The organism is Pseudoalteromonas sp. Scap03 (genome assembly GCF_013393115.1).
In the GTDB taxonomy this organism is placed as follows: domain Bacteria; phylum Pseudomonadota; class Gammaproteobacteria; order Enterobacterales; family Alteromonadaceae; genus Pseudoalteromonas.
The window spans coordinates 434122-458562 of record NZ_VDEU01000001.1 but is presented as its reverse complement, the minus strand read 5'-3'; the positions used below and the strand labels follow the sequence as shown (position 1 = coordinate 458562).

Genomic DNA, 24441 nt, shown 5'->3' with positions numbered 1-24441 from the left:
TATGTGATTATTAACGAAACACTGATGTTTACTACCCGCACGAGGAAAAAATAAGCTAAACGGGGTGAACATTGCTTTAGTTTTCTGGTAAAATCTCGTCCTAATTTTCTCTAAGTGAATTTGCAATGGGTAAAAACGTTGTTGTACTAGGCACCCAATGGGGTGACGAAGGTAAGGGTAAGGTAGTTGACCTCCTTACAGATAAAGCATCTTTAGTAGTTCGTTATCAAGGTGGTCATAACGCAGGCCATACTTTAGTGATCGACGGTGAAAAGACAGTTCTACACCTTATTCCATCGGGTGTATTACGTGACAATGTTAAATGTGTGATTGGTAATGGTGTTGTTTTATCACCAGAAGCGCTAATGAAAGAAATTGGCATGCTTGAAGAGCGTGGCGTACCTGTACGTGAACGTCTTTTAATCAGTGAAGCATGTCCGCTAATATTGCCTTTCCATGTTGCATTAGATGTAGCTCGCGAAACTGCGCGTGGCGATAAACCAATCGGTACAACGGGTCGTGGTATCGGTCCAGCGTACGAAGATAAAGTAGCTCGTCGTGGTTTACGTGTTGGTGATTTATTCAATCCTGAATTATTTGCTACTAAGTTAAAAGAAGTATTGGAATACCACAACTTCACATTAGTTAACTACTACAAAGTAGACGCTGTTGACTTCCAAAAAACGTTTGATGATGCAATGGCTGTTGCTGATATTTTAAAAGCAATGGTAGTTGATGTAACTGAGCTTTTAGATCAAACGCGTAACGCCGGTGACAACATCTTATTTGAAGGTGCTCAAGGTACATTACTTGATATCGATCATGGTACTTACCCTTATGTAACATCTTCAAACACCACCGCTGGTGGCGTTGCTACAGGTGCGGGTTTTGGCCCATTACACCTTGATTATGTGCTAGGTATCATTAAAGCGTACACAACACGTGTAGGTTCAGGTCCTTTCCCTACAGAGCTTTACGACGGTCTTGATAAGCAAGACCCAGTCGGTAAGCATTTAGGTGACAAAGGCCATGAGTTTGGTGCTACTACAGGTCGTTTACGTCGTACAGGTTGGTTAGATGCAGTGGCTATGCGCCGTGCAGTCCAAATCAACAGCATTTCAGGATTTTGTTTAACTAAACTTGACGTTTTAGATGGTTTAGAAACACTTAAAATCTGTACTGGTTATAAGCTTGAAGATGGTACTGTGACTAACGTGACGCCATTAGCAGCTGAAGGTTACGATAAAGTAACGCCAGTATACGAAGAAATGCCTGGCTGGTCTGAAAATACAGTGGGTGTAACATCGCTTGAAGGCTTACCTAAAGCGGCAATTGATTACATTAAACGTATTGAAGAAATCACTGGCGTACCTGTTGATATTATCTCTACAGGTCCTGATCGTGTTGAAACGATGATACTTCGTAGCCCATTTGCATAATTGGGTTTATGTTGAAAAAAGCTGCCATGTGCAGCTTTTTTTATGTCTGCAGAAAAGTGACGCTATTAATAGTGGAACGATCTTTGTATATTATTTGGTAAGTTTATTTTTAAAGTGGTTAATATGCGTTTATCTTCTCGTTGCTCAGTGTGGTCATTATCACTACTTACACTTTCTTTATTTAATATAAGCAATAGCTTAGCTGAAGAAAGCCCTGCAGCTGTGCCGCTGTATACTGAATCTGAGTTAATAGCTTTAATTAATGAGAACACTCATCTAGCGCGCGTAAAGGCAGATAATTGCCAGTTAGTGCAAGATATAGAAGCGCGAGCCAATAAAATGGCATTGCCATCATATCAATTCCTATACGGTGATATGCTCGCTTATAAAGTGTGTGTTGAGCGCGATGTTGCTTTAGGTGTATATTACATGAAAAAAGCGGCTGAGCAGGGTTTAGCGGCTGCATTAGAGCAACTAGGTCGCTACTACGACGTTGGGCGGTTGGTCCAAAAAGACAAAACCATGGCAATAACCTACTTACGTGAGGCGTCAGCGCAAGGCAATTTAAAAGCGCAGTTACGATTAGTTGGTTTGTTTAATCAAGGTTATGGTAGTCCAAGAGATTTTGAAGATGCTTATCGTTGGTTGTTTAACACCACGGTAGCTGATAAAGCGACACATAAAAAAATAGAGCGAGCATTAACTAAACTTGCTGAAAAAATGCCAGCCAGTGTCGTTACCCGCGCGCGCTTACCTATGTAAAAAAGCGAGAGTGCTTTTGCCGCACTCTCGCTTTTTTTAGTTATTACTCGTCTTTTTTATTGTCTTTGACTTTGTTATTGGCAGGATCTTTTAATAGCGATATTTTAGGCGGTTGCAATGCAACTACTCGTTCACCCTCTTGTGGTGGCTTTTCCATATCACTAGTAAAAGGCCTCATTTTCACTGGAGCGTCTTCATCACTGTCTTTATCCCCTTTGAGAATAAACAGTGGAATTGCTTCAGGGTTCATTTCTAAATACTGCTGCCAGCTAAATTCTTCAGATATTCGTGTTGCACTCACTTTACCGCCTTTGGCAATAACGCTGCTTAAGCGTGCATATGCTCCGTTTTCACCAAACAGAATTTGTCGTGATAAGAACGTCGCGCTGTCTTTATTTGCTTTAGCATGTGATGAAGATGAGCGTAGTGAAAATACATTTTTTTCATTCAATAAATGAGAAAAATACTGCACCCCTAATGCGTTATGATGACGATTAGGTGAAAGCGCTAAAACACTGCGAATAGTGGTTAAAGGTAAATAGCGTTCAGCATGCTCAGATTGTGGATTACCGTAATAACAAGGCAAACCATCCATACGTGCCATTTTACAGTTTTCCCAAGCAGGATCTGATAAGTGAACGGGAATGTTTTGTTCCTTTAAACCACGAGCAATAGCACGAGATACATGGTTGGCACCAATAATTAAAATAGTATTAGGGGAGGGCTGGCGCACCCCTAGCAACTTAGCAACAGGGATAGCCGTTAAGCTTTGCAGTACCACAGTGACGATAATAACCGTGAATATCAATGGCACCATTTTCTCAGCATCGGCTACACCGGCTTCTATCATACTTAACGCAAATACAGAGCCTACGGCTGCAGCAACTATACCGCGAGGCGCAATCCAAGCCAGCACCAAGCGAGACTTCATTGGTAAATCGGTGCCAAAGGTTGAAATAGCAATACACAACGGGCGCGCAATAAATAGCACAATAGCTAAAAATATAAACACGTCGCTATCTAGCATCATTAAGTCAGATAATTGTAATCTGGCAGCGAGTAAAATAAACAAGGTTGAGATCAAAATCATCGACAGATCTTCTTTAAACTCAAGCACCGAATCTATTTCTAGGTCATCTTGATTAGCTAACCAAATACCAAATACAGTCACGGCCAATAATCCTGACTCATGACTTAAATGGTTTGAAATCGAAAAGCTAATTAACACTAACGCTAAAATGCCAAATTTATGTAGCTCAAATGGCAACCATTCGCGGCGCATCAGTTGCGTTGTGATCCAACCCGAAACCACACCAATACTTAAACCAACCCCAACGGTTTTAACTAGTGCAATTATAGTGTGACTAAGTACTTCACCTTGGCCAACTAACATCACAGCTTCAAATACTAATACCGCAAATAAAGCGCCAATAGGGTCTATGACTATGCCTTCCCAGCGTAAAATACGGTCAATATCTTGAGTGGGTCGCATTGAGTTAAGCAGTGGCGCAATAACCGTCGGTCCGGTTACAACAAGCACAGCGCCAAGCACTGCTGCGACTCGCCAATTTAACTCTAATAACCAATAGGCACTTAAGCTAATAACGACACAGGTCATAAGCATACCAATAGAGCAGAGGTTTCTTACGACTTTACTGATCCCTTTAAGCTCCCGAAAATGCAGTGTTAAAGACCCTTCAAATAAAATCACAGCAACGCTTAAAGACACCACAGGAAAAAGTAAATCGCCTAATAAGGCATCTGGGTCTAATACGCCACTAAATGGCCCTAATAAAAGCCCAGTAAGCAACAAAAACAGAATAGCGGGTACTCTGAACGCCCAGGCGACCCATTGGGCTAGCACCGAACACAATGCAATACCGGCTATATAAATTGCTGACATAGAGTAAAAACTCCTTAATATCTGTCTCTTATACACATCTCCGAGCCCACGAGACCGGAGCCTATCACGTGTAAATTCAATTTAGCTAATAAATAATACTTATTTATTTAGTGTTAACGTCATTTTCTAACACTTATGCGATCGTCGGCAGCGTCAGATGTGTATAAGAGACAGTAATTCATATTTATAGTAGTCTAACCACATGATACTTAATACAAAAAACACTAGCTTTAGTAGTGTCGACCTATTCAGCTTGAATTTTAGCCTTGATCTAAGCAGCTACTTTAACGTATTATACTTCGTGTTCGAATAATTAGTTATCTAATCAAGTTTGTAGTTTAAATACTAGATTATGTTAGATATAAACATCTTAACTCTCTTACTGATTGTTTTTGCTTTGTTTTGTTATATTTGAACACACAATATCATTTACCGTACTCTTTGGTATGGTTTTGCTCAAAGTGTTTATTTGCTCAATGCAGATAAATAAAAGTTTGAGTTGAACTATTACCTTTCAATATTTAATCCCCATCGTGGCGATTAAATCTCGGTCCTTAAGTCATCACCCTATCTGTTGGTGTACCAGACTTAAGAGGCTCTATGTATGTTGTTAATAAAAAGGCCGCACACAGCTTTTTACAGCGATACATAAACAACACTTTATATTTTTTTAGTTAGTACGATCCGATTTATTTATTGGGTTAATACTATTTATTTTTTGCATCTCAATTTAAAACGCTAGTTTTAGAGACGGTGTACGTGTGTGTAAAAAGTGTGGGCAATGATAAATAAATTCGACGCTGTGTTTATAAACATGGCGACCTGGTTTCATTCATCTATGTGATGAATACAAATTAAATGGAAAGTTGAGCACTTATGCAAAAGTTAAATTGGCGACGTATCGTACTTAAAGTGGGCAGTGCCTTAATTGCACCCGATCAAGATGGCTGTCGTTCACGTTATTTATTAACCATCGCACAGTTTATTGTCCGCTGTCGCGCACGTGGAATTGAGGTTATTTTAGTTTCATCTGGTTCTGTAGCGGCTGGCTCACATTTATTTCCATCAGACCAACCTCGTTCAGTGGTAATGAAAAAAGCGATGGCTGCAGCAGGGCAAACAGAAATGATGGCCATGTGGGATCGTTTCTTTGATTTTCCATCAGCACAGCTATTATTAACTCATGGTGATTTACGTGACCGTGAGCGTTACCAGAGTATCCGTGAAACCGTATTTACATTGCTAGAACACGGCGTGCTACCTATCATTAATGAAAATGATGCAGTAACAACAGATGATTTAAAAGTGGGTGATAACGATAATTTATCAGCCATGGTTGCAGCAGCCGCTGATGCAGATGCATTAATGATTTTCTCTGATGTAGATGGCTTGTATGATAAAAACCCAAATCTGCATGACGATGCCGTATTATTGCCTGAAATAAAATCAATTGATGATTCTATTTATGCTATGGCAGGATGTGCTACCAGTGCGGTAGGTACAGGTGGTATGAAAACCAAGATTGAAGCGGCAGAGAAAGCCACTTCACATGGTATTGCAACTTACATTATTAATGGCTTTAAAGAAGAAACCTTTACTCGCTTGTTAGCCGGTGAAAACCCAGGTAGCGTATTCTTGCCTTATGAAAAACCAATGCAAGATTCTATTCACTGGATGACACATACCGCCAATGAGCAGGGGGAAGTCGTTGTTGAAGGGTCATTTGATGACTCATTAGAAGGTGAAGACGGTTGCTTACGTGGCGATGAGATCAGAGAAGTACATGGCGAGTTTGCTGTGGGCGATACTATCTTAGTTCGCAGTGAAGATGGTACGCGTTTAGCTAAAGCCACAGCAAATTACAGTAGCTGCTTGTTAAACTTTATTGCAGATAACGAGCAGAGTGAATTCAGCGAAAAAATGCAGGATTCGATTGGACCAATTATTTCAGAAAAAGATATCGCATTATTGGAGAAGTCATGAGTTTAATTACGGATATATCACGCCAGGCAGCAAAGGCTGCACATACACTTGCTTTACTCGATACCGAGACTAAAAACAAAGTGTTAACCGATATGGCAGCGGCATTAAGAGAGCAAAAAGAATTTATAATCAAAGAAAATGAAAGTGACCTAAGCGCAGCACGCGACAATAATTTAGCAGCATCAATGATTGACCGTTTAACATTGAATGATGAGCGTATTGAAGCCATGGCTGAGGGTATCGAAGTGATTGTTTCATTAGATGATCCTGTTGGCCAGTTACGTGACATTACTGAACGCCCAAATGGTATTAAAATTCGTAAAATGCGTGTACCACTTGGCGTAGTATGTATGATTTATGAAGCGCGTCCTAATGTAACGGCTGACGCAGGTGCATTGTGCTTTAAGTCAGGTAACGGTGTTATTTTACGCGGTGGTAAAGAAGCGCTGAAAAGCTCACAAGCCATTGCCAGTGTAATGCATAGCGTGCTTACAAAACATGGTCTACCAACTGCGCTAATTTCAGTGATTCCTGATCCTGACCGTGCTTTACTAATGGAATTGATGCAACAACGCGATAGCATTGACTTAATCATCCCTCGTGGTGGTGAAGGCCTAATTAACTATGTTACTGAAAACAGCACAATCCCAGTTATTCAGCATTTTAAAGGCGTTTGTCATTTATATGTAGATAAAGATGCTGATTTAGAAGTAGCACTAAATTTACTGCTTAATGGTAAGACTCAGCGTACTGGTGTATGTAATGCACTTGAGGGTTTAGTGGTACACCAAGATGTAGCTGATGAGTTTTTAAATCTGTGTGCAGTTGTACTTCGTCAAGAAGGTGTAAAAATTAATGCTGACGCCAAAGCGGCTGAATATTTTGATAATGCCACTGTACTTGCTGATAACGAATTTGGTGAAGAGTACTTAGACTTAGAGTTAGCAATTCGTATTGTGCCAAGTTTTGATGCAGCCGTTGAGCACATTGCTCAATTCGGTTCAAATCATACTGAAGTTATCTGTACTAAGGACGATGCGGCGGCAGAGTTATTCCAACGTAGTGTTGATGCGTCGGTTGTTATGGTTAATGCGTCATCACGCTTTTCTGATGGCTCACAACTAGGCTTAGGTGCAGAGATTGGTATTGCAACGACTAAGTTACATGCTTATGGCCCTATGGGACTTGAGTCATTAACCACTGAAAAATATTTAGTTAATGGTGTTGGTCAAGTTCGCGAATAACTAACCCAACTCAATAAATAATAAAAATGCCGGGCTTTGCTCGGCATTTTTGATCTCGATTTAGCAAAATTAAACACTTAAGCAAACAAAGAGATTAAAAAATACAAAGCATTATTAACAGAGAGGTTTATTTAGAATATAAAAATAAGGATATTACTTAAAGGAGAGGGTAGGAAAGTGGTGGAGCTAAGCAGGATCGAACTGCTGACCTCCTGCGTGCAAGGCAGGCGCTCTCCCAGCTGAGCTATAGCCCCACATTCCTAATTTACATGTACTGTAAATGCTTAAGTGCTGAGTCTTAAGCGGGGTGAACTTTAAATATTTTTACGTTTTCGGTCAAGTATTTTTTCACAAATTTTTCCGTTTTAACTAATTTTTGTTAAACTCAGCCTCAATATTTACTAAAACGACAATACATAATGAAAAAATACGCTTTAGTTTTCATGATTTTCCTTTTTGGCTGTGCCAGCTCGGTAGATGAGCCTCCCTATGAAATTAATAATCAACAATTTTATGACACTGTTGATGATCAAGGTAACAAGCTTTTTGCCTATGTGGTCTCTGTAAAGGCTAAGAGCCGTGAGCAAATTAATATTAATAAAAAGCTAACCCGAAGCGATGTAAAGCGTTTTGCCGAACAAGAGCACTTTGAAGAGTCGAGCGTGCTTAAGTTACAATTAGAAGATCAAGCGGTAGAGTTTCTTAATAAAGAGCTTGCACAACGTAACTATTGTGCAGATAAGCATGAAATAAACGAAGTGCTATGGCGAGATTTAAGTGTGCAATTAAGAGGGCGTTGTTTGTAGTATGTTAGCGGATAAACAAAAATTAGCGACGGTGTTAGCCCAACTTGATATTAACTATGACGTGATTGAGCATCCAGCGTTGCATGGTAGCTTAGATGCTGACGAGCTGATGGTGAATCGCCCAGGAACACGTTTAAAAAATCTTTTTTTGCGAGATAACGAAGGTAAGCGCCATTTTTTAGTGATCACCGCGCATGATAAACAACTCGATTTAAAATCGTTGTCTAAACAGCAAGGGCTATCGCGTTTAGGGTTTGCCTCTAATGAGCGCTTGGCTAAGTACTTAAAAGTTGCACCAGGTTGTGTGTCAATGCTCAGCTTAATGAACGATAAGCAACGAGATGTAACGCTTTGGCTTGATCAGGATATTTGGTTTGGCGATTTATTTCATTGCCATCCATTTGAAAACACCCAAACGTGGTTATTAACTAAGCCTGATTTACTGCGTTTTTTTGATTTTACTGAACATCAGCCGCGGGTGATGTTTTTACCCTCGCGCTGAGCCCACAAAATAAGACCCAGCCCACATAAGCAAACCGCAAGAAGTGTTGCCATAAATGCGGTTTGCCCGTGTGCTTGATAAACCACCCCAGGTAATAACGATCCTAGTGCGCCACCGCTATAATAAAATGACACGTAACAACCATTAGTAACACTCGGTGGAGCGTGACTAATTTTATTAACCAATGGTGCCGCTGTTGAATGAATTACAAACATAGCGCCACAAAAGAGTGTGAATGCAATTAAAAACAACATCAGTGAATGACTCATTAATAACACAATACTGAGGTTATAAAACAGGAATACCAATGCCAATAAGCGCCAAGCTGAGGTCATTTTTTTTAATAACCACGGGGTAAAAATAGAGGCTAACGCGCCAATTAAATAACCACTATAAACTAAGCCAATGTCGCGGGTGTTATTAATTAAAAAGGTATTTTTTAAAATAAAAGGCAAGTAGTTTAATAATGCGGCAAAGCAAAAAAACATACAAAATATGGCACCATAAAGTTTAAGTACCGAGCCTTCTTTAAGTTGTTTCATATAATCTAAAGGTGATAACACCTCACTAGAGCTACTCAGGACAAAGCGTTTATGGGGGATGCTAAGCGAGAGTATTATCAACATGGCAGCAATTAAGTAATAAAAACTTTGCCATGACCACAAGTCGCTAAAGAGCGCAGCCAATATTCGGCCAAAATAACCACCGACAATAGTACTACCAATATAAAGAGTCATATTTTTTTGTAATGTATCGGCTTGATAGCTCATACCAATATAACTGGTCATTGCGGTTAAAGCGGCAGGTAAAGTCAGCCCTTGTAAAAACCGAACAAGTAACAGTAGCTCAAAACTAGGGGCATAAATAAATAATAAACAGCCGACACCGAGTAATAACATTGCGATGCGTAAAATTAATAATGGGTTTCGCTTGGCTAGAAACAACCCATACACCAAAGGGGCAATGGCTAAAGGCAGCATAGTGGCAGTCATTAAGCTGCCTGCAATGGCAGGCGCTACATTAAATTCGGTGGCAAATAAACTTAATAATGGCTGTGGTGCGTATAAGACAAAAAAAATAAAAACAGAACAAAGGAGTAAGTGAGATAAGCGCATTGACTGCCGTTAACATTGCTTATTAGTTGAGTCGCATTATATACAAAACTGCTAGGGTTTTCATAAATTAACCTTTATTGCGCTAAATCATGCTTTGTTTTCAGTAGTTTGTTAGATTAATACCAATAGCGCTGTTATTTACGCTCGTTGGTGATTAAAATAGCATTAATATTCGTTTTTAGTGGGAACACGCCATGGGGTCACTACAAGAGCAATTGCTCCAAGCTGGTTTAACAACATCACATAAAGCCAAAGTTGCTAAATCAGAAAAGCGCAAGCAACAGAAAAAGCAAAAGAAGGGAGCGACAAGCAACCCAAATGATTTGCAAAAGCATATTCAGCAAACCAAGCTTGAGCAGCAGCAAAAAGCCGAAGAGCTTAACAAAACGCGCCAAGAAGAATTAAAGCAACGTGAGCAGGTAGCCCGTGTTAAGCAAATTTTAGAGCATCACAATCAAGAGTCAATTCGTGGTGAGCGTACCTTTAACTTTACTTATGAAAATAAAGTAAAGGGCCTTGATGTGAATGAGCAAACGCAAAAGGCGCTCTCGGGCGGACGTTTAGCAATTTGTGTATTAGAAGGCCAGTTTTACGTATTAGAAGACGAGCCTGCACGCAAAGTGGCTGAGGTTGATGAAAAGTATATTGTGTTTCATGTTGAACCTGAGAACAAAGCCAAGGACGAAGACGATCCGTACGCTGATTTTGAAGTACCAGACGATCTTATTTGGTAAGGTGTTATTAAGTATCTGCTCAGCTAAGGCAAGCTAATATTTGTTTTATGAGGGATACACGTATTTGTTCTGATTGATCGTCAAACCTTATCAAGGACGTATGCTTTTTAAAGATTTATTGACTACAATTATCACAACCGTTTTTTTTAACCGTAAAAAAGAAGAGTAAATACAATGAGCAAGATAAAAACACTTTTATTAGGCGCGGGTATTGGTTTAGCCGCAAGTTTTTCATTTTCAGCCGCCGCTGCTGATGGCGCTGCACTTTATACCGCTAAAAACTGTCAAACATGTCATGGTGCAGATGGTAAAGCACCTATCATGGCGATGTACCCTAAGCTAAATGGTCAAAACAAAGAGTATTTAGTAGCGCAAATGAAAGACATTAAGTCAGGCGCTCGTAACAACGGTATGTCTATGGCAATGAAAGCAATGGTTGCGACTGTGACTGATGAAGAGTTTGAAGCGATTGCCGATTACCTATCAAAAGTACAATAATCGCTAACGAAACCTTAAAAGAGCCACACCTTTGTGTGGCTTTTTTATTTGGTGATTGCCATCATGCGAATACTCATTTAGACTTCTAAACATCTACTATTACTAGCGTTATGCTGTGTTTTAAAAGGCTTGTTATGTTTGATTTACCCCAGCTCGATTTAAAAAATAAAGTATCAGAACAAGAGTGGCAACTACGTGTTGATTTAGCCGCATGTTATCGATTAGTTGACCATTTTCGTTGGGGGGATTTAATCTATACGCACCTTTCTGCTCGCCTACCGGGTACGGATCATTATTTAGTAAACGCGTTCGGTTTAACGTTTGATGAGATCACTGCATCTAACTTAGTTAAAGTTGATTTAAATGGCCGCATTATTGACGACACTCCATTTGATATTAACCCTGCGGGGTTCACCATTCACAGTGCCATTCATGAAGTACGCGAGGATGCCCATTGCGTAATACACCTACACACTAAAGAAACCATTGCAGTTGCAACACAAAAAGAAGGGCTGTTACCGTTAAGTCAGTATTCGATGTTTTCATTACCCTCTCTGTCATACCATGGTTATGAAGGCCTAGCGGTGAATGATGATGAGCGTAAACGCCTGCAAACAGATTTAGGTAGCACCAACCATATGCTATTGGTGAATCATGGCGGCTTAACGGTAGGGCCAACAGTTGGTGATGCGTTTATGCGCTTTTATGACCTTCAACGTGCCTGTGAAATACAGTTAGCTATTCAATCAAGTGCACAAGAAGCGATTGCAGTACCACAAGCTATTATTGATAACATTTATAATCAAGCGAACGTTGTTCACAGCGGCAGTACTGGGGGGCAGCTAGCATGGCCTGCCATGTTACGAAAAGCGTATCGTCTTGACCCAAGTTTTGCAAAATAACCGATAAAGGTTAATAAGGAATTTTTTATGAAAGTAAATCGCGTTGAAGTCTTTGACATTCATTGTCCTGAGCGTCCTGCATGGACGCCGGTATTTGTTCGCATTCATACCGATGAAGGGATTAGCGGTGTAGGTGAAGCCGGTCTTGCTTATGACTTAGGTCACAGCGCTGCCGCTGCGATGATCAAAGAAATGGCCGATGCCTTTTTAATTGGCCATGACCCGTTTCAAACTGAAAAACTATGGTCACGTATGTTGCGTGAAAGCTTTTGGGGTTTAGGTGGTGGGCCGGTAGTTTATGCTGCAATGAGTGCGATTGATACTGCGCTTTGGGATATAAAGGGTAAAGCATTGGGTTTACCTGTGTATCAGTTGCTTGGTGGTAAAGTTAACGACAAACTACGTACTTATGCATCGCAGTTACAGTTTGACTGGGACAGTGAGTTTAAAGCGCTGGTACAGCCACAAGAATATGCCGAAGCGGCACTAAAAGCAGTAGCGGAAGGTTACGATGCGGTAAAGGTTGACCCAATTCAATACGATAAAGACGGCAACACCTATTACGATCGCACAAATATTATTTCTCGCCCAGAAATGAAACTATACCGCGCTCGTATGCAGGCTATTCGTGAAGCTGTGGGTGATGAAGTTGACATTATTTTTGAATGCCACAGTTTACCTGGTGCGACATCAGCAATTCAAATTGGTGAGATTGCAGAAGAATTTGATTGTATGTATTTTGAAGAGCCGGTGAATTATTTAAACCACTCATTACATGCCAAAGTGGCTGATAAAGTGGCTGTGCCTATTGCAGGCGGCGAGCGCTTATATAACCGTTGGGGCGTGCGTCCATATTTAGAAGATCAAAGCATTGATGTACTCCAGCCAGATATTGGTTTATGTGGTGGCTTTACTGAAACTAAAAAAGTATGTGATTACGCAGATATTTTTGACGTGCGTATTCAGGCACACGTGTGTGGTGGGCCGGTTGCAACCGCGGCAGCATTACATTTAGAAACAGCAATCCCTAACTTTTTAATTCATGAACATCATACTTATGCGATTAAAAAGTGGAACAGAGAGCTGTGCTTACAAGATCCACAACCTAAAAATGGCTTTTTTGAAGTATCAGAAGAACCAGGCCTTGGGATTGAGCTTAACGATGAAATTGTAATGCGCTCACAACGTGTTGAGATAAAGTAAAAGCGTTTGTGTAATGCCCCGTTAATCGGGGTATTACCTGATTACTTTGAGGCGATTGTTAATGTTTAAGATGGCTTCACATTCGGTAGTATCATTAAATGAAACGAGTACAGCTCTCTCTAGCCATGATTCGCGGTCAATTATTTCTCCCCATTTAACGGAACCAAAAGATAAATAAAACTTAAAAGGTGGTACAGGCCACATAAATGCCAAATTAGGTTGGGTATTAACTAAGAATAACCCTGAACCCGAAAGCCCTATTCCAATACCTGCAGCAATGTGAGGGGATGTAGTTTTTGAGTTAGGTACTTCAGAATCACAGTTGATCGTTATTTGATCATTGTTGCTTTTTTCAAGTTTGCTAAAACAGTAAGTTAGCTGCTTTTTATTATATTGTAATGTCGTACATCCTTTTTCAGGCGGGTTAATGTCAAGACATTGAGATGCAGCGGCGTTTATTTTAATGCTTCGACTTAATGATAAAAAATTAGGTTCCCTAACATCGCAAATAACGCCAGATTGTAAATGTCTTCCAGGTTGTGACCAAATAACATTGAAGATATCGCTCCATGAAAATCTTATCATCGTATTTGGTTCAGCATATTTGACCATCCATGCAAGTGTATAGAATGAACTATTTTGGGCTTGCTCTTCAGGTAAGGCCATAAATACACAAAAACTAGTTGCATTGCTGGAGTTATTTTTAACTTTTAAAGTATAGTTAGTCATTGCTCTGGCACACCTTCCTAAAAGATATCAAGCCCACTTAATTGTAAATAATTCTGCAATATTGATTGGACGTGTTTCAAGGTCACCCTCTGTCGTGATCTGAGTTTGAGTACTCGCTGCAAGATTAACACCATAGGCTGGACTTCCTTTTTCAGGATTAAGCATATTCACAGGCTTAAAAGTAATGGTATGTTGATGCTCTTTAAATATATCGGGCTCTGTTGTACCCACTAGGTCACCAATATTATTCGAATCACCTGACATTTTACGTTGTTTGGCATTTTTATCTCTACCGGCTGAGTTATCCCAAGCACGGCTGAAATATCCTCTAAAATCAGGTAATAAAGAAAATTCACCTTGCTTGCCGAAGCGATAGTTAATAACCGAGTTTAGCCGTGTTTGATCACTGTTCAATGCAATTGGTATAGTACATAGAGGTAGTTCTTCTGCTGGTGCTTGTTCTGTTGCTACGTACTGCTTTCGCTCACCAATGACACCTGCAACAATACAAGGCAGACTAGCTAAAGCTATATAGCCCTTGTTTGCGAATATTTTTTTTACAGAAATAACGACAGACGGGGAAGAGCACGAAAGTTCAACAAAAACAGTTTTTGCATCCATTGCAATTTCTAATTCGGTAGATATATTGAGTTCTTGGCTGTTTTGGATTGTGTATGTTCTTTGGGCATATGTAATACCGTCTGACAAGCAAAAGTGTAGCTCGCCTGTTCCTTTAACATTTAACTGTGCCACACAGCTAATGTGTTCAGAGCATAGAGTTTCTTTCCATCTTGGAAACTCGTGAATATTTTGTCGAAAGCTCATTGTGGCGTTTTCTTCTGTACTGGTAACGATTCGACAGCCGTTATTTTCTGAACTAATTTGTGAACCATTACCTGGATCACTGTATATCCAGCCATCGGGGTGGTTATACTTAATAGGTTGTGTATTCGTTTGATTACTAAAATAACGAAAGTCGTAGTTATACACTAAGTTTTTTTGTTGCATTGCAAATAATAAACTATCTATATCATAAGTATGTTGATTATCTAGAGCAGCCATATCTGATTCCCTCCAATTAATGTGTGCGCCATTAATTAGCGCACACAAATTAGCATTAATTTAGTACTAAAACATTTTGGCTATTTAAGGTTGCGCTCTGCGTTAAAATTCCTTGATATGGAATTTCGAGAGCTCTGCCACTGTTCATGATTGTTTGCGTATCTAAAATTTCGCCAGTTTTGAAGTTACCAGCAACAAGGTAATATTTAGGCTTGGGTGTCCATGTTAAATTCATATTCGGTTGCGTACTGACTAAAAAAGTCCCCGCACCACTCATAGCAATACCAATACCCGCAGCAGCTGATGGAGTGGTGTTTGAATTAGGTACTGTCTCGTCACAATTTGTAAAAATACTGCCACTATTACCTTTTACAGGAGAGCTCATGTTAAAGGCATCATTAACATTGTCGTAGCCTAAAGTGACTGTATTCGCACCATCTAAATCAACTCGTTTTGACTGTGATGTTTTACAGATAACGCCAGGGCGAAGCTCTTGACCTGGTCTTGACCAAATTGCACTGTAGTCAATTTCCCAAGCAAATTCGGCAGTTGTTCCTTGATATGCATACTTGCTAAACCAAGCTAATGTGAATACATTACCGCCAACATCTAATGATGGCTTTTCTTGGAAAATTGCAAATCGTGTTGGGTTAGTTGAGTCGTTTTTAACTAATAATTTATAAATAGACATCCTCGTTTCCTTTTAGTTGTGTTACATCGTGTAAGTAAGTGTGTACTTGGTATGTCAACCAAGTCACCAAAAGATAGGTCTTCTAATTAGAGATTGTTATTACGAAGTATTACCTGCACTGTGTAATACTTTGTTATGGAATATTTCTCCCTAGTATCTAGATTGAGAAAGGAAGAGTGACTTCCTATCAATTTAGATTGCAAAGGAGACAGTAATGAAATTAATTAATTCGGTTATCTATAGCAGCTTTATCAGTTACCTATTTATTTCTGCAACTCAGGCAGCTGCAGACCCAATATGTGATGTAACAGCACAATCTTTTGCTCATATTCAGCAAAGGCATTGCACTGCAGGTGTACAAGCCAGTCAATTTTTGCCTCAGTATTGTGCAACAATTCAAGATGCACAACAATTTTGCGAACAAGTACAAAATGCAACTAATAAATCACGAACAGTACAGCCTGATTCTCGTATTAGGTATGATGCTAACCTAGGGATGGTAGTTGGTACTCAGCAAGAGAAGTGCGCCCGCTTGATAATTAAGCCAAATGGAGAGGTTGTTACTCAGTTCCCTGAACTAAATGGTGCACCGGGAAACTGTTTTTAATGTCAATTTTGGAATAGATAATTATGAGAAAGGTCGTTCTATCATCTACAACATTTCATCTCGATGAGCCTGAATTTCAATGCTCTTTGACAGATGAGCTTTGGCATGATGGTTATGAGTATATAACTATGTTAAATGATGCTCCTATACTACAGCGGTTTTGGAAGCATCAATACGGCGTAGAGGCTGAAAATCCAATATCAGTTAGTATGCTTAATCAGCTTACTGAAGAGCTTGATAAGTGTATTGCTTGTTACCCTATGGAAGAGTCGCTTGTGGCATTTAGCCTTGAATTTAAATCATTGATAAATAAGGCTGTTCGCTACAATTGTTCGCTACAAATAATAGCTCAGTAATCGACCAGTGAATGGCTGTAGCTCAGCTCGTTGCCACAGCCATTTCTTAATTTTTAGGCTCTGTTGATTCACAATTCGCCCCCTTTACAATTGTAAAGCACGTCCCTGCAAAACGAACTTTACCTCGTTTACGTTCAATCAAAATATCAGCAGATAATATATTATTGAAAGAGTCCATAAACTGTTTTCGCGCACGGTGGATCTGAATATTGACATGGCTCTCATTAATACCGAGATCGCGTGCTAATTTCTTAACTTGTACCCAGCCCTGTACATCAGGCTCAAATTTATTTTTGATATCAGTCAATTTATTACGAGCCAGCAATAAAGTAAGATAGTGGTGAGAGCGAACATCTAGGTCAACTAATTTATTATGTTGCCTTATTTTTAATTCGGTTTGCTCTTCATCTAAGCTTAAATTGAACATAAATTTAAGGTTATTAATAGACGTAGGACTTAAATTCAGCGTGTTTTCTTGTGATGCCATTTCTGCTTGAAAAAACTGCCACTGCTGTTCTGCGATTATTATTATTTGGCCATCTTTTAAGAGTGTTAATTGGTGAGTTTCTGTATTTTCATAACACCAAGAGAGTCTCTCAGGGTCGTAATAAATAACAGCTTTGGGGTGTTGGCTATCGGGTAAAAAATGATAAGGTTCGAGCAACATACAATGTGTATTTGTTCCATTGACCGGTAGTAAAAGGTCTCTTGGTGGATCGATAGAAGTTAACTGGTAATCTAAGTTATTTATTTCTGAAAAGCTGATGCGATCATTTAGGGCTAATACGGAATTGGTTTGCTTATCAAGTCGTTTACCGTTTAGCCAAATACCATTTTTGCTTAAGTCACGAATGTACCAGTGTGGTTTAACCCACTCTATTACAGCATGAATACGTGTCACTTCTGGGTAGTTTAATAAGGTGTCAACAGAGTGGGCTAGCCGACCAAAACGATGAAAGTCGCGCAGATAAAAGCTCATATTTGAGTTTAACTTAGTCAGTATAGCCATACAGCTCTCTTTTGGTCTTTTAGTAAATAATATTACACTATCATATTGTATATATTGACTTTGCATTTAATTAACATTAAATACTAGACTAATTATTTACATATGATGGATCGAACAGTTTGTGTTAGAGGATTATTACAAACAAATACAAGTTTTGGCGCAAGGAGGAATGAGTACGATATACCTTGCAACAGATCTAGAGTTGAATAGACAAGTAGCCCTCAAAGTTATGAAATTAGCTGGAAATAATACTGAGCGAGCCATCAGCGAAGCAAAGTTAATTGCAAGCTTAAATCACCCAAATATAGTGCAGCTTTATAAGATAATTCATCGGGATGAACAAATTTTATTAGAAATGGAGTATGTTAAAGGAACGACCTTAGCCCATTTAATGAAAGAACAGAGTCTCACTCTTACTAAAAAATTAGAAATACTTATTCATATCAGCGATGGCCTAGCTGCAATTCATGATAAAGGCATACTACATCTCGATTTGAAACCTGCCAATGTATTAGTTAGTGATGAAGACACAGTTAAAATAACAGATTTTGGTATCTCAAAAATTAAAGGAGCTGAAGCGACAAATATAGGCACTGATTATGGCAGTTTAAAGGCAATGTCGCCTGAACAATTGAATAATCAAACTATGGATTTTCGTAGTGATTTGTTTTCACTAGGGCTAATAGCTTATCAATTATTAACAGGCTACCATGCCTATTCAAAACAAGCATCGAGTAATATAGGGCAAGATTTAGCAAAACAAATAATGTCATTTCCTTGTAGCGCAAGTTATGAATCGATCAAAGAGTTATCTGCTGATTTAGTGCCTTTACTTAAACAATTATTAGCATTCAAAGTTGATAAACGACCTGAAAGCGCTCGTGCCGTAGCATCTCAGTTTAGGCGGATTTTAGACTCACTTAGTTTTGAAAGCCTGACTGTCGATGTTAAAAGCTATCAAAATAATAACAACGTAAGTAAACGTTTTTTCAATAGAAGATTATTTCTTACTGTGGCTCTTTGTCTGTTATTGATCGCGGGGAGCTGGCTTTGGTATTCATCAAAACCGATAGAGAGGATAGCTTTGATGCCAGTAGAATTTACAGTGAGTAGCCAAGTTACGGATACACAAAAGCGCTTACTTAGTCTTGGCGTCAAAGATGCAATAACCGAATATGTACTTGCGGATCGCAAGTTTGCTTTAATTTCGAGCAAGGAAGTTACACAAACACAATTAATACTTGGTAATGATGCAGGCCTAAATAATTTAGCTACTGCGCTAAGAGCTACTAAGCTACTGATTCCTGTATTAGATTGTAGTCTTTTGTCTTGTGACTTTACACTAAACGAATTAGATAAAAACGCCACAATGGTAGGCACAACCCGAAGTGCAACAAATAAAGAAAGCTATCTAAATATTTATAACTCAACACTATCTTCAATACAAAACTTGCTTAGCCCAAGCATCCTGTCAAATAGGGAACTGTTATTGTCAGATGAGTTTATCAGGCAATATGTATCTTTAGTTACCCTAACTGCGAATGATTTAGGTAGTACTCAAAAGCAACGTGCCATGGCTGAAGCCTTGTTATCGCAACAGCCAGATTTTAAGCCTTTATATCCTTTATACCGAAAAATAATTTTACGACTTTATAAGTCTTCCAAAAATGTAGCGCTCATAACAAAGTTACAATTTCAACTTGAACGAGCGCCAACTTCATACAGTGACAGTCCTGCTTATTTAATTGACCTACTTGAAATATATCAACAAACGGGGGAGCACATTAAAGCCGAAAAAATTATTAGCAGAATTCAAAACTCATCATTAGAGGAATACCAAAGAGAAACTATTTTGGCTATTTATTTTAAGCGTATAGGTCGCCTTGAAGAATCTTTAAAGCATGCGAAAATGGCATATAAAATAAGGCCAACTTTATTAGCGACAAGAAACCTTGCAATAGCGTATCTCACATCGGGGAAACGTGCTAACGCATTAAAATATTTAAAGGAGGTATTAAGTTATAACCCTAACGATATTGTAACGCTAAAAACAGTCGCTGATGTATATTTGTTATCGGGTGACTTGAAGGCTGCAGAGAATAACTACCAAAAACTGATAGATTCGGGGCGGCAAAGCGCTTCTATTTATAGTAATTATTCAATTACTCTTTCTCTACAAGGTGAGTTTGTCGATGCATTAAATTTTGCTCAAAAAGCGATGATGTTAGATGCCAAAACAACTACCTTACAACTTAACTATGCCGATTTACTTCATTTTAAGGGCCGCTTTACAGAGGCCGAAAGCTTATATTTAGAAGTCAATAAGCAGCTTGATTCTTCGTCGCAGAACGTTGCAGAACAACTTGAAAAAGCACAAGTGTTGATTCATTTAGATAGAAATCAACAAGCAATGAACCAGATTGAACAGCTGTTAGCTACTAATTCTAATTTGGCAGAGGCATACTTTATTAAAGCAATGCTACAAAGCTTGTTGAATGAAAAATACTCGGCGTTAGCATCAATAGAGCAAAGTATAAATTTGGGGTGGAGCCCAGTTTTTTACCGTTTACAATGGTTTAAGGGGTTATGCTCTGAAAATAAGCTGATGAGCTTAATAGGTAAAGAGCATTATAACTTTTTATGTCCAGTAAAAAATAGCGCAGAGTAAGCTCTGTACTAGTGTGGCTCCATATCTTCAATTATAACGCGTGGGTCTTGCGAAAAATAACGCATAAGAGAGTTAACGTCAGTGCTCTTTTTTGCAATTAATCGAAAATTAATTTCATAATTTGTACGTTGATCCAACTGCCCTGATACTACTTTTTTTGGATTCTCAGCCAATAGTTTGTTCAACTCCTGAGATAAGGCTTGATGCGGTAAAATACTAGAAATTGTAATAATTAATGACTTCCCTTCATTGGCAACAAGGCTATTTAGTTGGTAACTAAAGTTATCTTTAGCATCTGAAAAATAGCTGCCATTTTCAGAAAAAGTCCACTCCGATTCGTTTGCTAACTCATAATATAAGTTCAGGCTTCCACCTGTAGTGAGTTCTTTATAGTTGATTTTAATATCTTCAGCGCTAGAGCCTGATTTAGAAATAAACTCCCAAGAGTCATTTTCGTTTGGGATAACGCGAAAGCTAAGATCGTTCATGATAAAAGTCCTGTTTTAAATTTAAAATTTCTTATTTACTCCATGAGCATTTTAACTATAGATGTAATTAAGTATTCCACCAAAAAATAACAATAATTATTTTTGTTCAGAAAAAGTAAAAAAGCTTAACAGGCTTGAGAAACCACGTTCGGCCAGCGCTCTATAATATATTAGTATATCGCCTTGCAACTAACACCAGGTAGTGGCTCAGTAGCTTTACTATCTAAATGTCGGATAAAACATTGCTTACCTTTAATCATTAGTTCAAACTGATCCGGCATATTAAGCTGCTTGCCCATAATCGGATTTCCCTGAGGATCTTTATGATTAAGTCGCTCAAGCGTAACTGTGCTTGAGGTGACAAAAACATCGTCGGCTAATTGAACCTGTGAGCTATGTAGCAGTTGCGTAATCGCATCGGCTACTTTAGCGCTATTCGGCTCAATTAGTAACGCATGCTGTAGCTTAGGTGTGGGTTCTGAGCTTTGTGCTAAGCAACCCGTTAACCCTAATGTCGCTGCAGCCATGCTTATTGCTAATAATATGTTCATTGCTTATCTCATGTTATCACTAAGAATAATATTTTGTTCTAGCATGGTTTGAACTCGCATATCTTTTACTTCTGGCATATCGGTGGCGATAGTGGGCGCAAAACCAAGAACACTATTTATTGAGCTTGGGGCAGGGCAACTGCCGTTTTCTCTATAGCTCAGCGCTGTACTTAATAAGCTTTCACTAGCATCACCTAAGCGCTTAGTAAAATCATCGGCAACAGCACACCCAGCAATGCGAACCGGTTGTCGTACGTCATCAATGGTATTTTGCGGTGCAAAGCCATCTGAATATTCACCAAAACCTTTGTTATTTTCGCCAGTAAATTGAATAGTAAAATAAGTGGTGTCGCAGTTGTCGGTAGGGTAAAAACCATACGGTTTACCACAGGTGCCTGCGCCTATCTGAATAATTTCAACATCTGCTCCGCGCAGCCCGTTAATGATAGCCTCACTAGCCGAGCAGGTACTGCTGGTGGTAAGTACAAATACCCGTTCTAAGTTTAAGGTGGGTAACGGCGTGCCCGCTACAATTGCAGGATTATTTTCAAAGCCGACAAAACGATTTGTAAAAGGCATCGGCGTCAGTGCTTGGCCTGTGACGGGGTTGGTATTAGGGTATTTATCATTAAATATGGTCCGTTCAAATATTTTACCTTGCGTGTTACTGCCCCCCACCATGTAGCCTACTTGGCTAGCCATTTGTAATAACCCACCCCCGTTATAGCGCACGTCAATGACTAAATCTTTAATGCTACTGGCAGCGAGTTGGTTAAAGGCGTTGTAAAGCTGTGTTTCGGCTATGGCGTTGTGGCTATTAAATTGAAAATAACCAACATCACCAGCGACTAAATCGGTACGAACATTCATTACTGGTTGCGATTCGATGTTTTGAGACGTGAGTGTCACTGTGCGGTTTTCATTAGTGCTGATATCCCTAAATACAAATTCGGTAACTTTACCGGTTTGCTCGGGGAATAAACCTGCATTAATAATACCTACCTCGCTCGATGAGGTGGTGTTAATAAAATCAACGCCATCAACTTCTAAAAGCTCAAAACCACGAATAATATTTTGATTACTAGCTGGGGTATTTGGTTCGGTGTAGCTAACAACTGCTTGGCGTGGCGCGCTACCTGCAATTATTTTTATATTAAAGCCATAACCAAAGCTTAGGCCGGATTGATTTTGTCTTTGCCACTCATCGGTCGGCAAACTAAAGTGAAAGTTATCTTTTTTCGCACCTGAATCAGTCAGTTGCTCCGTTTTTAAAGTATTAAAGTAATCAATAACCCCTGACGTTAATGCAGGGTTGGTATCAATAATTTCGTCATACCATAGGTAGGTTTCGTTACTCCAAGAGCGTAGCCAGTTTTTTTCACTAATTGCTTGGCATTGACCTTTAAATTGCCCTGAACTGGCAAATACACCTGGAGTCCAGCCGCTATTATTAGTTGTTGGGTTGGTCGCATTGTCGCTACCTCCACCGCCACAACCTGTTAATACAGCGGCTAGCGAGCAAGAGAGTAATGTGTATTTAAGAGAAGATGGATTAAAAATGGCCATACGCATGCTCGTTTTTTAAACTGTTGAGCTAAATATAGCGGTTTTCATTTAGAGTTGATAGAGGCTTGCAGCATTTTTGTAACTCAAATATTGCCATGTAAGACCGTCGCTACACAGGCTGCGATAATGTTGCCATAACTCGTTGTAGTTAATATTAATTTGGCACAGGGGGAAGTTGCTAGCAAAGATCACTCTTTGCATACCAAAATGCTTTAAAATATGTTTAAAACATTGGTTTTGCTGCTCGCTATTAAGCATTAGTAATTCAAAACCTGAAAACTTAATCGCAACATTAGGCTGTTTTGCAAGTAGTTCAATTGCAGTTGACCAGTTAGCAAGGTTGTGTGCAAGCCCTGCGTGATTAATGATTATTTGTAAGTCACTAACTTGGTTGGCATAAGAAATGAGCCGCTCGGTGATGTTGAGGTTTTCTACTTCAAATTGGGCTTCAAAATGCAGCTTTAAATGGCTCAAGTGCCGCAGGTTATCGAGACAATGAGGGCTCAATAAGCGCTCGGCATCATGACCTTCAGTGATATCTCTAATGCCTACAAGAGAGTGATGTTCTAGCTGCTGAAGTGCTAGTTTAAATGCGTTATTTGGCTGGTTAATTGTTGCAAAGCTAATTGCTTTATAAGGTATAGTTTTAATATGTCTGGCTAACCAGTTTAATTCTTTAACAGGCTGGTTATTATTAAAGCCTGCCTCTATGTGCACTAAACCTGCGAGTTCAAAGTTAGTACTTTTGATCAGTTCAGCAGCGCTGATGGGCTGCTTTATTTTATCTAAGTTAGACCAAGCTGGTGGGTTCGCACCTTGTAGCCAAGTGTATTGACCCTCCAGCAAATTAAAAAAGTGCAGATGCGGGTCAATAATTTTAGTGCTCATTGTGCTGTGTAGCCGCCATCAATACGTTGTAAGCTACCAGTAATAAAGCTGGCATCTGCACTTAATAAAAAGCTTACCAGTGCAGCAACTTCATCGGCTTGACCTAAACGGTTGAGTGGTTGTAATGCGGCTTCTTCTGCAACAATATCGGCTTTGTTAGCACCACTTCTTTTACAATATGCATCAATTGCATTATGAAATAACGGCGTTTCTATAGTGCCAGGGCACACTGCATTAGCGCGAATATTAAAACTTGCGTAATCTAAGGCGGTGGTTTTAGCCATCGAAGCCAATGCATGTTTAGTCAGGTTATAAGCAAATGAGTTTTGTTTGCCAATAATGGCTTGGTCTGAGGCAATTAACACAATAGCGCCATCTTGTTGTACTTTCATAGCTGGTAATACGCTTTGTATAGCCGCGTACGCACCTTTAACATTCAGTGCCATTAACGCATCGAATGTCGCTTCATCGGTTTGCTCAATTGTGGCACTTAGGTGCTTGCCAGCATTTGAAACAAGTACATCAATGCGTTGTGTTTTTTCAATAATAGCTTGTATGCACTGGCGTACGGCGGTTACATTACTAACATCACATTGATGAAAAACACCACTCTCACTGGGCTCAATATCTAAGTTATGAACCTGATAGCCGTTAGTTAATAATCGCTGTACCACAGCAAAGCCAATGCCTTTAGAGCCACCGGTTACTATTGCAACTTTTGACATACATGTTCCT

At 39.4% G+C, this 24441-nt stretch carries 24 protein-coding genes and 1 tRNA gene; 13 read left to right on the top strand and 12 right to left on the bottom strand.

From position 1 onward, the window contains the following. The first annotated feature begins 125 nt into the window (after nt 1–125). Both FHG08_RS02035 and FHG08_RS02030 read left to right on the top strand, forming a co-directional pair. A complete protein-coding gene (locus tag FHG08_RS02035) occupies nt 126–1439 on the top strand; it encodes an adenylosuccinate synthase (protein ID WP_010391689.1) in 1314 nt (437 codons plus the stop codon). Nucleotides 1440–1562: 123 nt separating this feature from the next. Beyond that, a complete protein-coding gene (locus FHG08_RS02030) occupies nt 1563–2201 on the top strand; it encodes a tetratricopeptide repeat protein (RefSeq protein ID WP_010391690.1) in 639 nt (212 codons plus the stop codon). A 43-nt stretch (nt 2202–2244) separates the two neighbouring features. Here FHG08_RS02030 and FHG08_RS02025 read toward each other — a convergent pair whose 3' ends face one another. Next, nucleotides 2245–4104 carry a sodium:proton antiporter gene (locus tag FHG08_RS02025; RefSeq protein WP_010391691.1) on the bottom strand — a complete coding sequence of 620 codons (1860 nt, stop codon included), beginning with the start codon at nt 4102–4104 and terminating at the stop codon, nt 2245–2247. Nucleotides 4105–4980: 876 nt separating this feature from the next. Between FHG08_RS02025 and proB the strand changes: the two genes are divergently transcribed. Both proB and FHG08_RS02015 read left to right on the top strand, forming a co-directional pair. Continuing rightward, complete coding sequence (proB, locus tag FHG08_RS02020; RefSeq protein ID WP_010391693.1) at nt 4981–6087, top strand: glutamate 5-kinase; 1107 nt, start codon at nt 4981–4983, stop codon at nt 6085–6087. Next, nucleotides 6084–7331 (top strand): glutamate-5-semialdehyde dehydrogenase, encoded by a 1248-nt coding sequence (locus FHG08_RS02015; RefSeq protein WP_010391694.1) that lies wholly within the window; start codon nt 6084–6086, stop codon nt 7329–7331. The genes proB and FHG08_RS02015 overlap by 4 nt, the downstream gene beginning before the upstream one ends. A 178-nt stretch (nt 7332–7509) precedes the next feature. Here FHG08_RS02015 and FHG08_RS02010 read toward each other — a convergent pair. Then, nucleotides 7510–7585 (bottom strand) — tRNA-Ala (locus tag FHG08_RS02010). Between the two features lie 165 nt (nt 7586–7750). Here FHG08_RS02010 and FHG08_RS02005 point away from each other — a divergent pair. Together FHG08_RS02005 and FHG08_RS02000 are read left to right on the top strand one after the other, a co-directional pair. Continuing rightward, nucleotides 7751–8137 carry a hypothetical protein gene (locus FHG08_RS02005; RefSeq protein ID WP_138622667.1) on the top strand — a complete coding sequence of 129 codons (387 nt, stop codon included), beginning with the start codon at nt 7751–7753 and terminating at the stop codon, nt 8135–8137. 1 nt (nt 8138) lies between these two features. Next, nucleotides 8139–8639, top strand: coding sequence for a prolyl-tRNA synthetase associated domain-containing protein (locus FHG08_RS02000; RefSeq protein ID WP_178956677.1), 501 nt, complete (start codon nt 8139–8141; stop codon nt 8637–8639). On the opposite strand, the gene FHG08_RS01995 is transcribed toward FHG08_RS02000, so the two are convergent. Continuing rightward, on the bottom strand, nt 8606–9754 hold the full coding sequence (locus FHG08_RS01995) for an MFS transporter (protein WP_178956676.1): 1149 nt from the start codon (nt 9752–9754) through the stop codon (nt 8606–8608). The genes FHG08_RS02000 and FHG08_RS01995 overlap by 34 nt on opposite strands. A 194-nt stretch (nt 9755–9948) precedes the next feature. On the opposite strand from FHG08_RS01995, the gene FHG08_RS01990 reads away from it, so the two are divergent. From FHG08_RS01990 to FHG08_RS01975, 4 genes are all read left to right on the top strand, one after another. Beyond that, on the top strand, nt 9949–10488 hold the full coding sequence (locus FHG08_RS01990; RefSeq protein WP_036980338.1) for a DUF2058 domain-containing protein: 540 nt from the start codon (nt 9949–9951) through the stop codon (nt 10486–10488). A 174-nt stretch (nt 10489–10662) separates the two neighbouring features. Further along, complete coding sequence (locus tag FHG08_RS01985; RefSeq protein ID WP_036980337.1) at nt 10663–10986, top strand: c-type cytochrome; 324 nt, start codon at nt 10663–10665, stop codon at nt 10984–10986. 134 nt (nt 10987–11120) lie between these two features. Next, nucleotides 11121–11888 carry a class II aldolase/adducin family protein gene (locus FHG08_RS01980; protein WP_036980336.1) on the top strand — a complete coding sequence of 256 codons (768 nt, stop codon included), beginning with the start codon at nt 11121–11123 and terminating at the stop codon, nt 11886–11888. A 27-nt stretch (nt 11889–11915) separates the two neighbouring features. Continuing rightward, nucleotides 11916–13091, top strand: coding sequence for a mandelate racemase/muconate lactonizing enzyme family protein (locus FHG08_RS01975; protein WP_054202652.1), 1176 nt, complete (start codon nt 11916–11918; stop codon nt 13089–13091). A gap of 33 nt (nt 13092–13124) precedes the next feature. On the opposite strand, the gene FHG08_RS01970 is transcribed toward FHG08_RS01975, so the two are convergent. The 3 genes from FHG08_RS01970 to FHG08_RS01960 are packed head-to-tail and all read right to left on the bottom strand — an operon-like array spanning nt 13125 to nt 15573. After that, the gene (locus tag FHG08_RS01970) at nt 13125–13820 is read right to left on the bottom strand and encodes a hypothetical protein (protein ID WP_178956675.1); all 696 of its coding nucleotides are present in this window, start codon (nt 13818–13820) and stop codon (nt 13125–13127) included. A gap of 27 nt (nt 13821–13847) precedes the next feature. Continuing rightward, a complete protein-coding gene (locus FHG08_RS01965) occupies nt 13848–14882 on the bottom strand; it encodes a hypothetical protein (RefSeq protein WP_178956674.1) in 1035 nt (344 codons plus the stop codon). Between the two features lie 55 nt (nt 14883–14937). Next, complete coding sequence (locus FHG08_RS01960; RefSeq protein ID WP_138604959.1) at nt 14938–15573, bottom strand: hypothetical protein; 636 nt, start codon at nt 15571–15573, stop codon at nt 14938–14940. A gap of 214 nt (nt 15574–15787) precedes the next feature. Here FHG08_RS01960 and FHG08_RS01955 point away from each other — a divergent pair, with 214 nt between their 5' ends. After that, a complete protein-coding gene (locus FHG08_RS01955; protein ID WP_138604958.1) occupies nt 15788–16180 on the top strand; it encodes a hypothetical protein in 393 nt (130 codons plus the stop codon). 23 nt (nt 16181–16203) lie between these two features. Beyond that, a complete protein-coding gene (locus FHG08_RS01950; protein ID WP_178956673.1) occupies nt 16204–16536 on the top strand; it encodes a hypothetical protein in 333 nt (110 codons plus the stop codon). Between the two features lie 46 nt (nt 16537–16582). Here the strand turns inward: FHG08_RS01950 and FHG08_RS01945 are convergent, their stop codons facing one another. Beyond that, entirely contained in the window at nt 16583–17545 is a 963-nt protein-coding gene (locus FHG08_RS01945) for an FHA domain-containing protein (RefSeq protein WP_178956672.1), read from the bottom strand. Between the two features lie 121 nt (nt 17546–17666). On the opposite strand from FHG08_RS01945, the gene FHG08_RS01940 reads away from it, so the two are divergent. Continuing rightward, nucleotides 17667–20213 (top strand): serine/threonine-protein kinase, encoded by a 2547-nt coding sequence (locus tag FHG08_RS01940; protein WP_178956671.1) that lies wholly within the window; start codon nt 17667–17669, stop codon nt 20211–20213. Nucleotides 20214–20221: 8 nt separating this feature from the next. Here the strand turns inward: FHG08_RS01940 and FHG08_RS01935 are convergent, their stop codons facing one another. The 5 genes from FHG08_RS01935 to FHG08_RS01915 form a co-directional block, all read right to left on the bottom strand. Then, nucleotides 20222–20701, bottom strand: coding sequence for a hypothetical protein (locus FHG08_RS01935; protein WP_138604954.1), 480 nt, complete (start codon nt 20699–20701; stop codon nt 20222–20224). 170 nt (nt 20702–20871) lie between these two features. Further along, a complete protein-coding gene (locus FHG08_RS01930) occupies nt 20872–21252 on the bottom strand; it encodes a hypothetical protein (RefSeq protein ID WP_178956670.1) in 381 nt (126 codons plus the stop codon). A 3-nt stretch (nt 21253–21255) separates the two neighbouring features. Then, on the bottom strand, nt 21256–22818 hold the full coding sequence (locus tag FHG08_RS01925) for a S41 family peptidase (protein ID WP_178956669.1): 1563 nt from the start codon (nt 22816–22818) through the stop codon (nt 21256–21258). A gap of 48 nt (nt 22819–22866) precedes the next feature. Further along, nucleotides 22867–23706 carry an amidohydrolase gene (locus tag FHG08_RS01920; RefSeq protein ID WP_178956668.1) on the bottom strand — a complete coding sequence of 280 codons (840 nt, stop codon included), beginning with the start codon at nt 23704–23706 and terminating at the stop codon, nt 22867–22869. Further along, entirely contained in the window at nt 23703–24431 is a 729-nt protein-coding gene (locus FHG08_RS01915) for an SDR family NAD(P)-dependent oxidoreductase (protein WP_178956667.1), read from the bottom strand. Before FHG08_RS01915 ends, FHG08_RS01920 begins: the two co-directional genes overlap by 4 nt. Between the last annotated feature and the right edge of the window lie 10 nt (nt 24432–24441).

Excerpts from the sequence above, each read along its gene's own strand:
- FHG08_RS01930 (WP_178956670.1), bottom strand. The coding sequence starts at position 21,252 with ATGAACATATTATTAGCAATAAGCATGGCTGCAGCGACATTAGGGTTA.
- FHG08_RS01945 (WP_178956672.1), bottom strand. The coding sequence starts at position 17,545 with ATGGCTATACTGACTAAGTTAAACTCAAATATGAGCTTTTATCTGCGC.
- FHG08_RS02030 (WP_010391690.1), top strand. The coding sequence starts at position 1,563 with ATGCGTTTATCTTCTCGTTGCTCAGTGTGGTCATTATCACTACTTACA.
- FHG08_RS02035 (WP_010391689.1), top strand. The coding sequence starts at position 126 with ATGGGTAAAAACGTTGTTGTACTAGGCACCCAATGGGGTGACGAAGGT.
- FHG08_RS01935 (WP_138604954.1), bottom strand. The coding sequence starts at position 20,701 with ATGAACGATCTTAGCTTTCGCGTTATCCCAAACGAAAATGACTCTTGG.
- FHG08_RS01985 (WP_036980337.1), top strand. The coding sequence starts at position 10,663 with ATGAGCAAGATAAAAACACTTTTATTAGGCGCGGGTATTGGTTTAGCC.
- FHG08_RS02005 (WP_138622667.1), top strand. The coding sequence starts at position 7,751 with ATGAAAAAATACGCTTTAGTTTTCATGATTTTCCTTTTTGGCTGTGCC.
- FHG08_RS01955 (WP_138604958.1), top strand. The coding sequence starts at position 15,788 with ATGAAATTAATTAATTCGGTTATCTATAGCAGCTTTATCAGTTACCTA.
- FHG08_RS01970 (WP_178956675.1), bottom strand. The coding sequence starts at position 13,820 with ATGACTAACTATACTTTAAAAGTTAAAAATAACTCCAGCAATGCAACT.
- FHG08_RS01990 (WP_036980338.1), top strand. The coding sequence starts at position 9,949 with ATGGGGTCACTACAAGAGCAATTGCTCCAAGCTGGTTTAACAACATCA.
- FHG08_RS01920 (WP_178956668.1), bottom strand. The coding sequence starts at position 23,706 with ATGAGCACTAAAATTATTGACCCGCATCTGCACTTTTTTAATTTGCTG.
- FHG08_RS01950 (WP_178956673.1), top strand. The coding sequence starts at position 16,204 with ATGAGAAAGGTCGTTCTATCATCTACAACATTTCATCTCGATGAGCCT.
- FHG08_RS01975 (WP_054202652.1), top strand. The coding sequence starts at position 11,916 with ATGAAAGTAAATCGCGTTGAAGTCTTTGACATTCATTGTCCTGAGCGT.
- proB (WP_010391693.1), top strand. The coding sequence starts at position 4,981 with ATGCAAAAGTTAAATTGGCGACGTATCGTACTTAAAGTGGGCAGTGCC.
- FHG08_RS01925 (WP_178956669.1), bottom strand. The coding sequence starts at position 22,818 with ATGGCCATTTTTAATCCATCTTCTCTTAAATACACATTACTCTCTTGC.
- FHG08_RS01980 (WP_036980336.1), top strand. The coding sequence starts at position 11,121 with ATGTTTGATTTACCCCAGCTCGATTTAAAAAATAAAGTATCAGAACAA.
- FHG08_RS02000 (WP_178956677.1), top strand. The coding sequence starts at position 8,139 with ATGTTAGCGGATAAACAAAAATTAGCGACGGTGTTAGCCCAACTTGAT.
- FHG08_RS01995 (WP_178956676.1), bottom strand. The coding sequence starts at position 9,754 with ATGCGCTTATCTCACTTACTCCTTTGTTCTGTTTTTATTTTTTTTGTC.
- FHG08_RS01965 (WP_178956674.1), bottom strand. The coding sequence starts at position 14,882 with ATGGCTGCTCTAGATAATCAACATACTTATGATATAGATAGTTTATTA.
- FHG08_RS02025 (WP_010391691.1), bottom strand. The coding sequence starts at position 4,104 with ATGTCAGCAATTTATATAGCCGGTATTGCATTGTGTTCGGTGCTAGCC.
- FHG08_RS01960 (WP_138604959.1), bottom strand. The coding sequence starts at position 15,573 with ATGTCTATTTATAAATTATTAGTTAAAAACGACTCAACTAACCCAACA.
- FHG08_RS02015 (WP_010391694.1), top strand. The coding sequence starts at position 6,084 with ATGAGTTTAATTACGGATATATCACGCCAGGCAGCAAAGGCTGCACAT.
- FHG08_RS01915 (WP_178956667.1), bottom strand. The coding sequence starts at position 24,431 with ATGTCAAAAGTTGCAATAGTAACCGGTGGCTCTAAAGGCATTGGCTTT.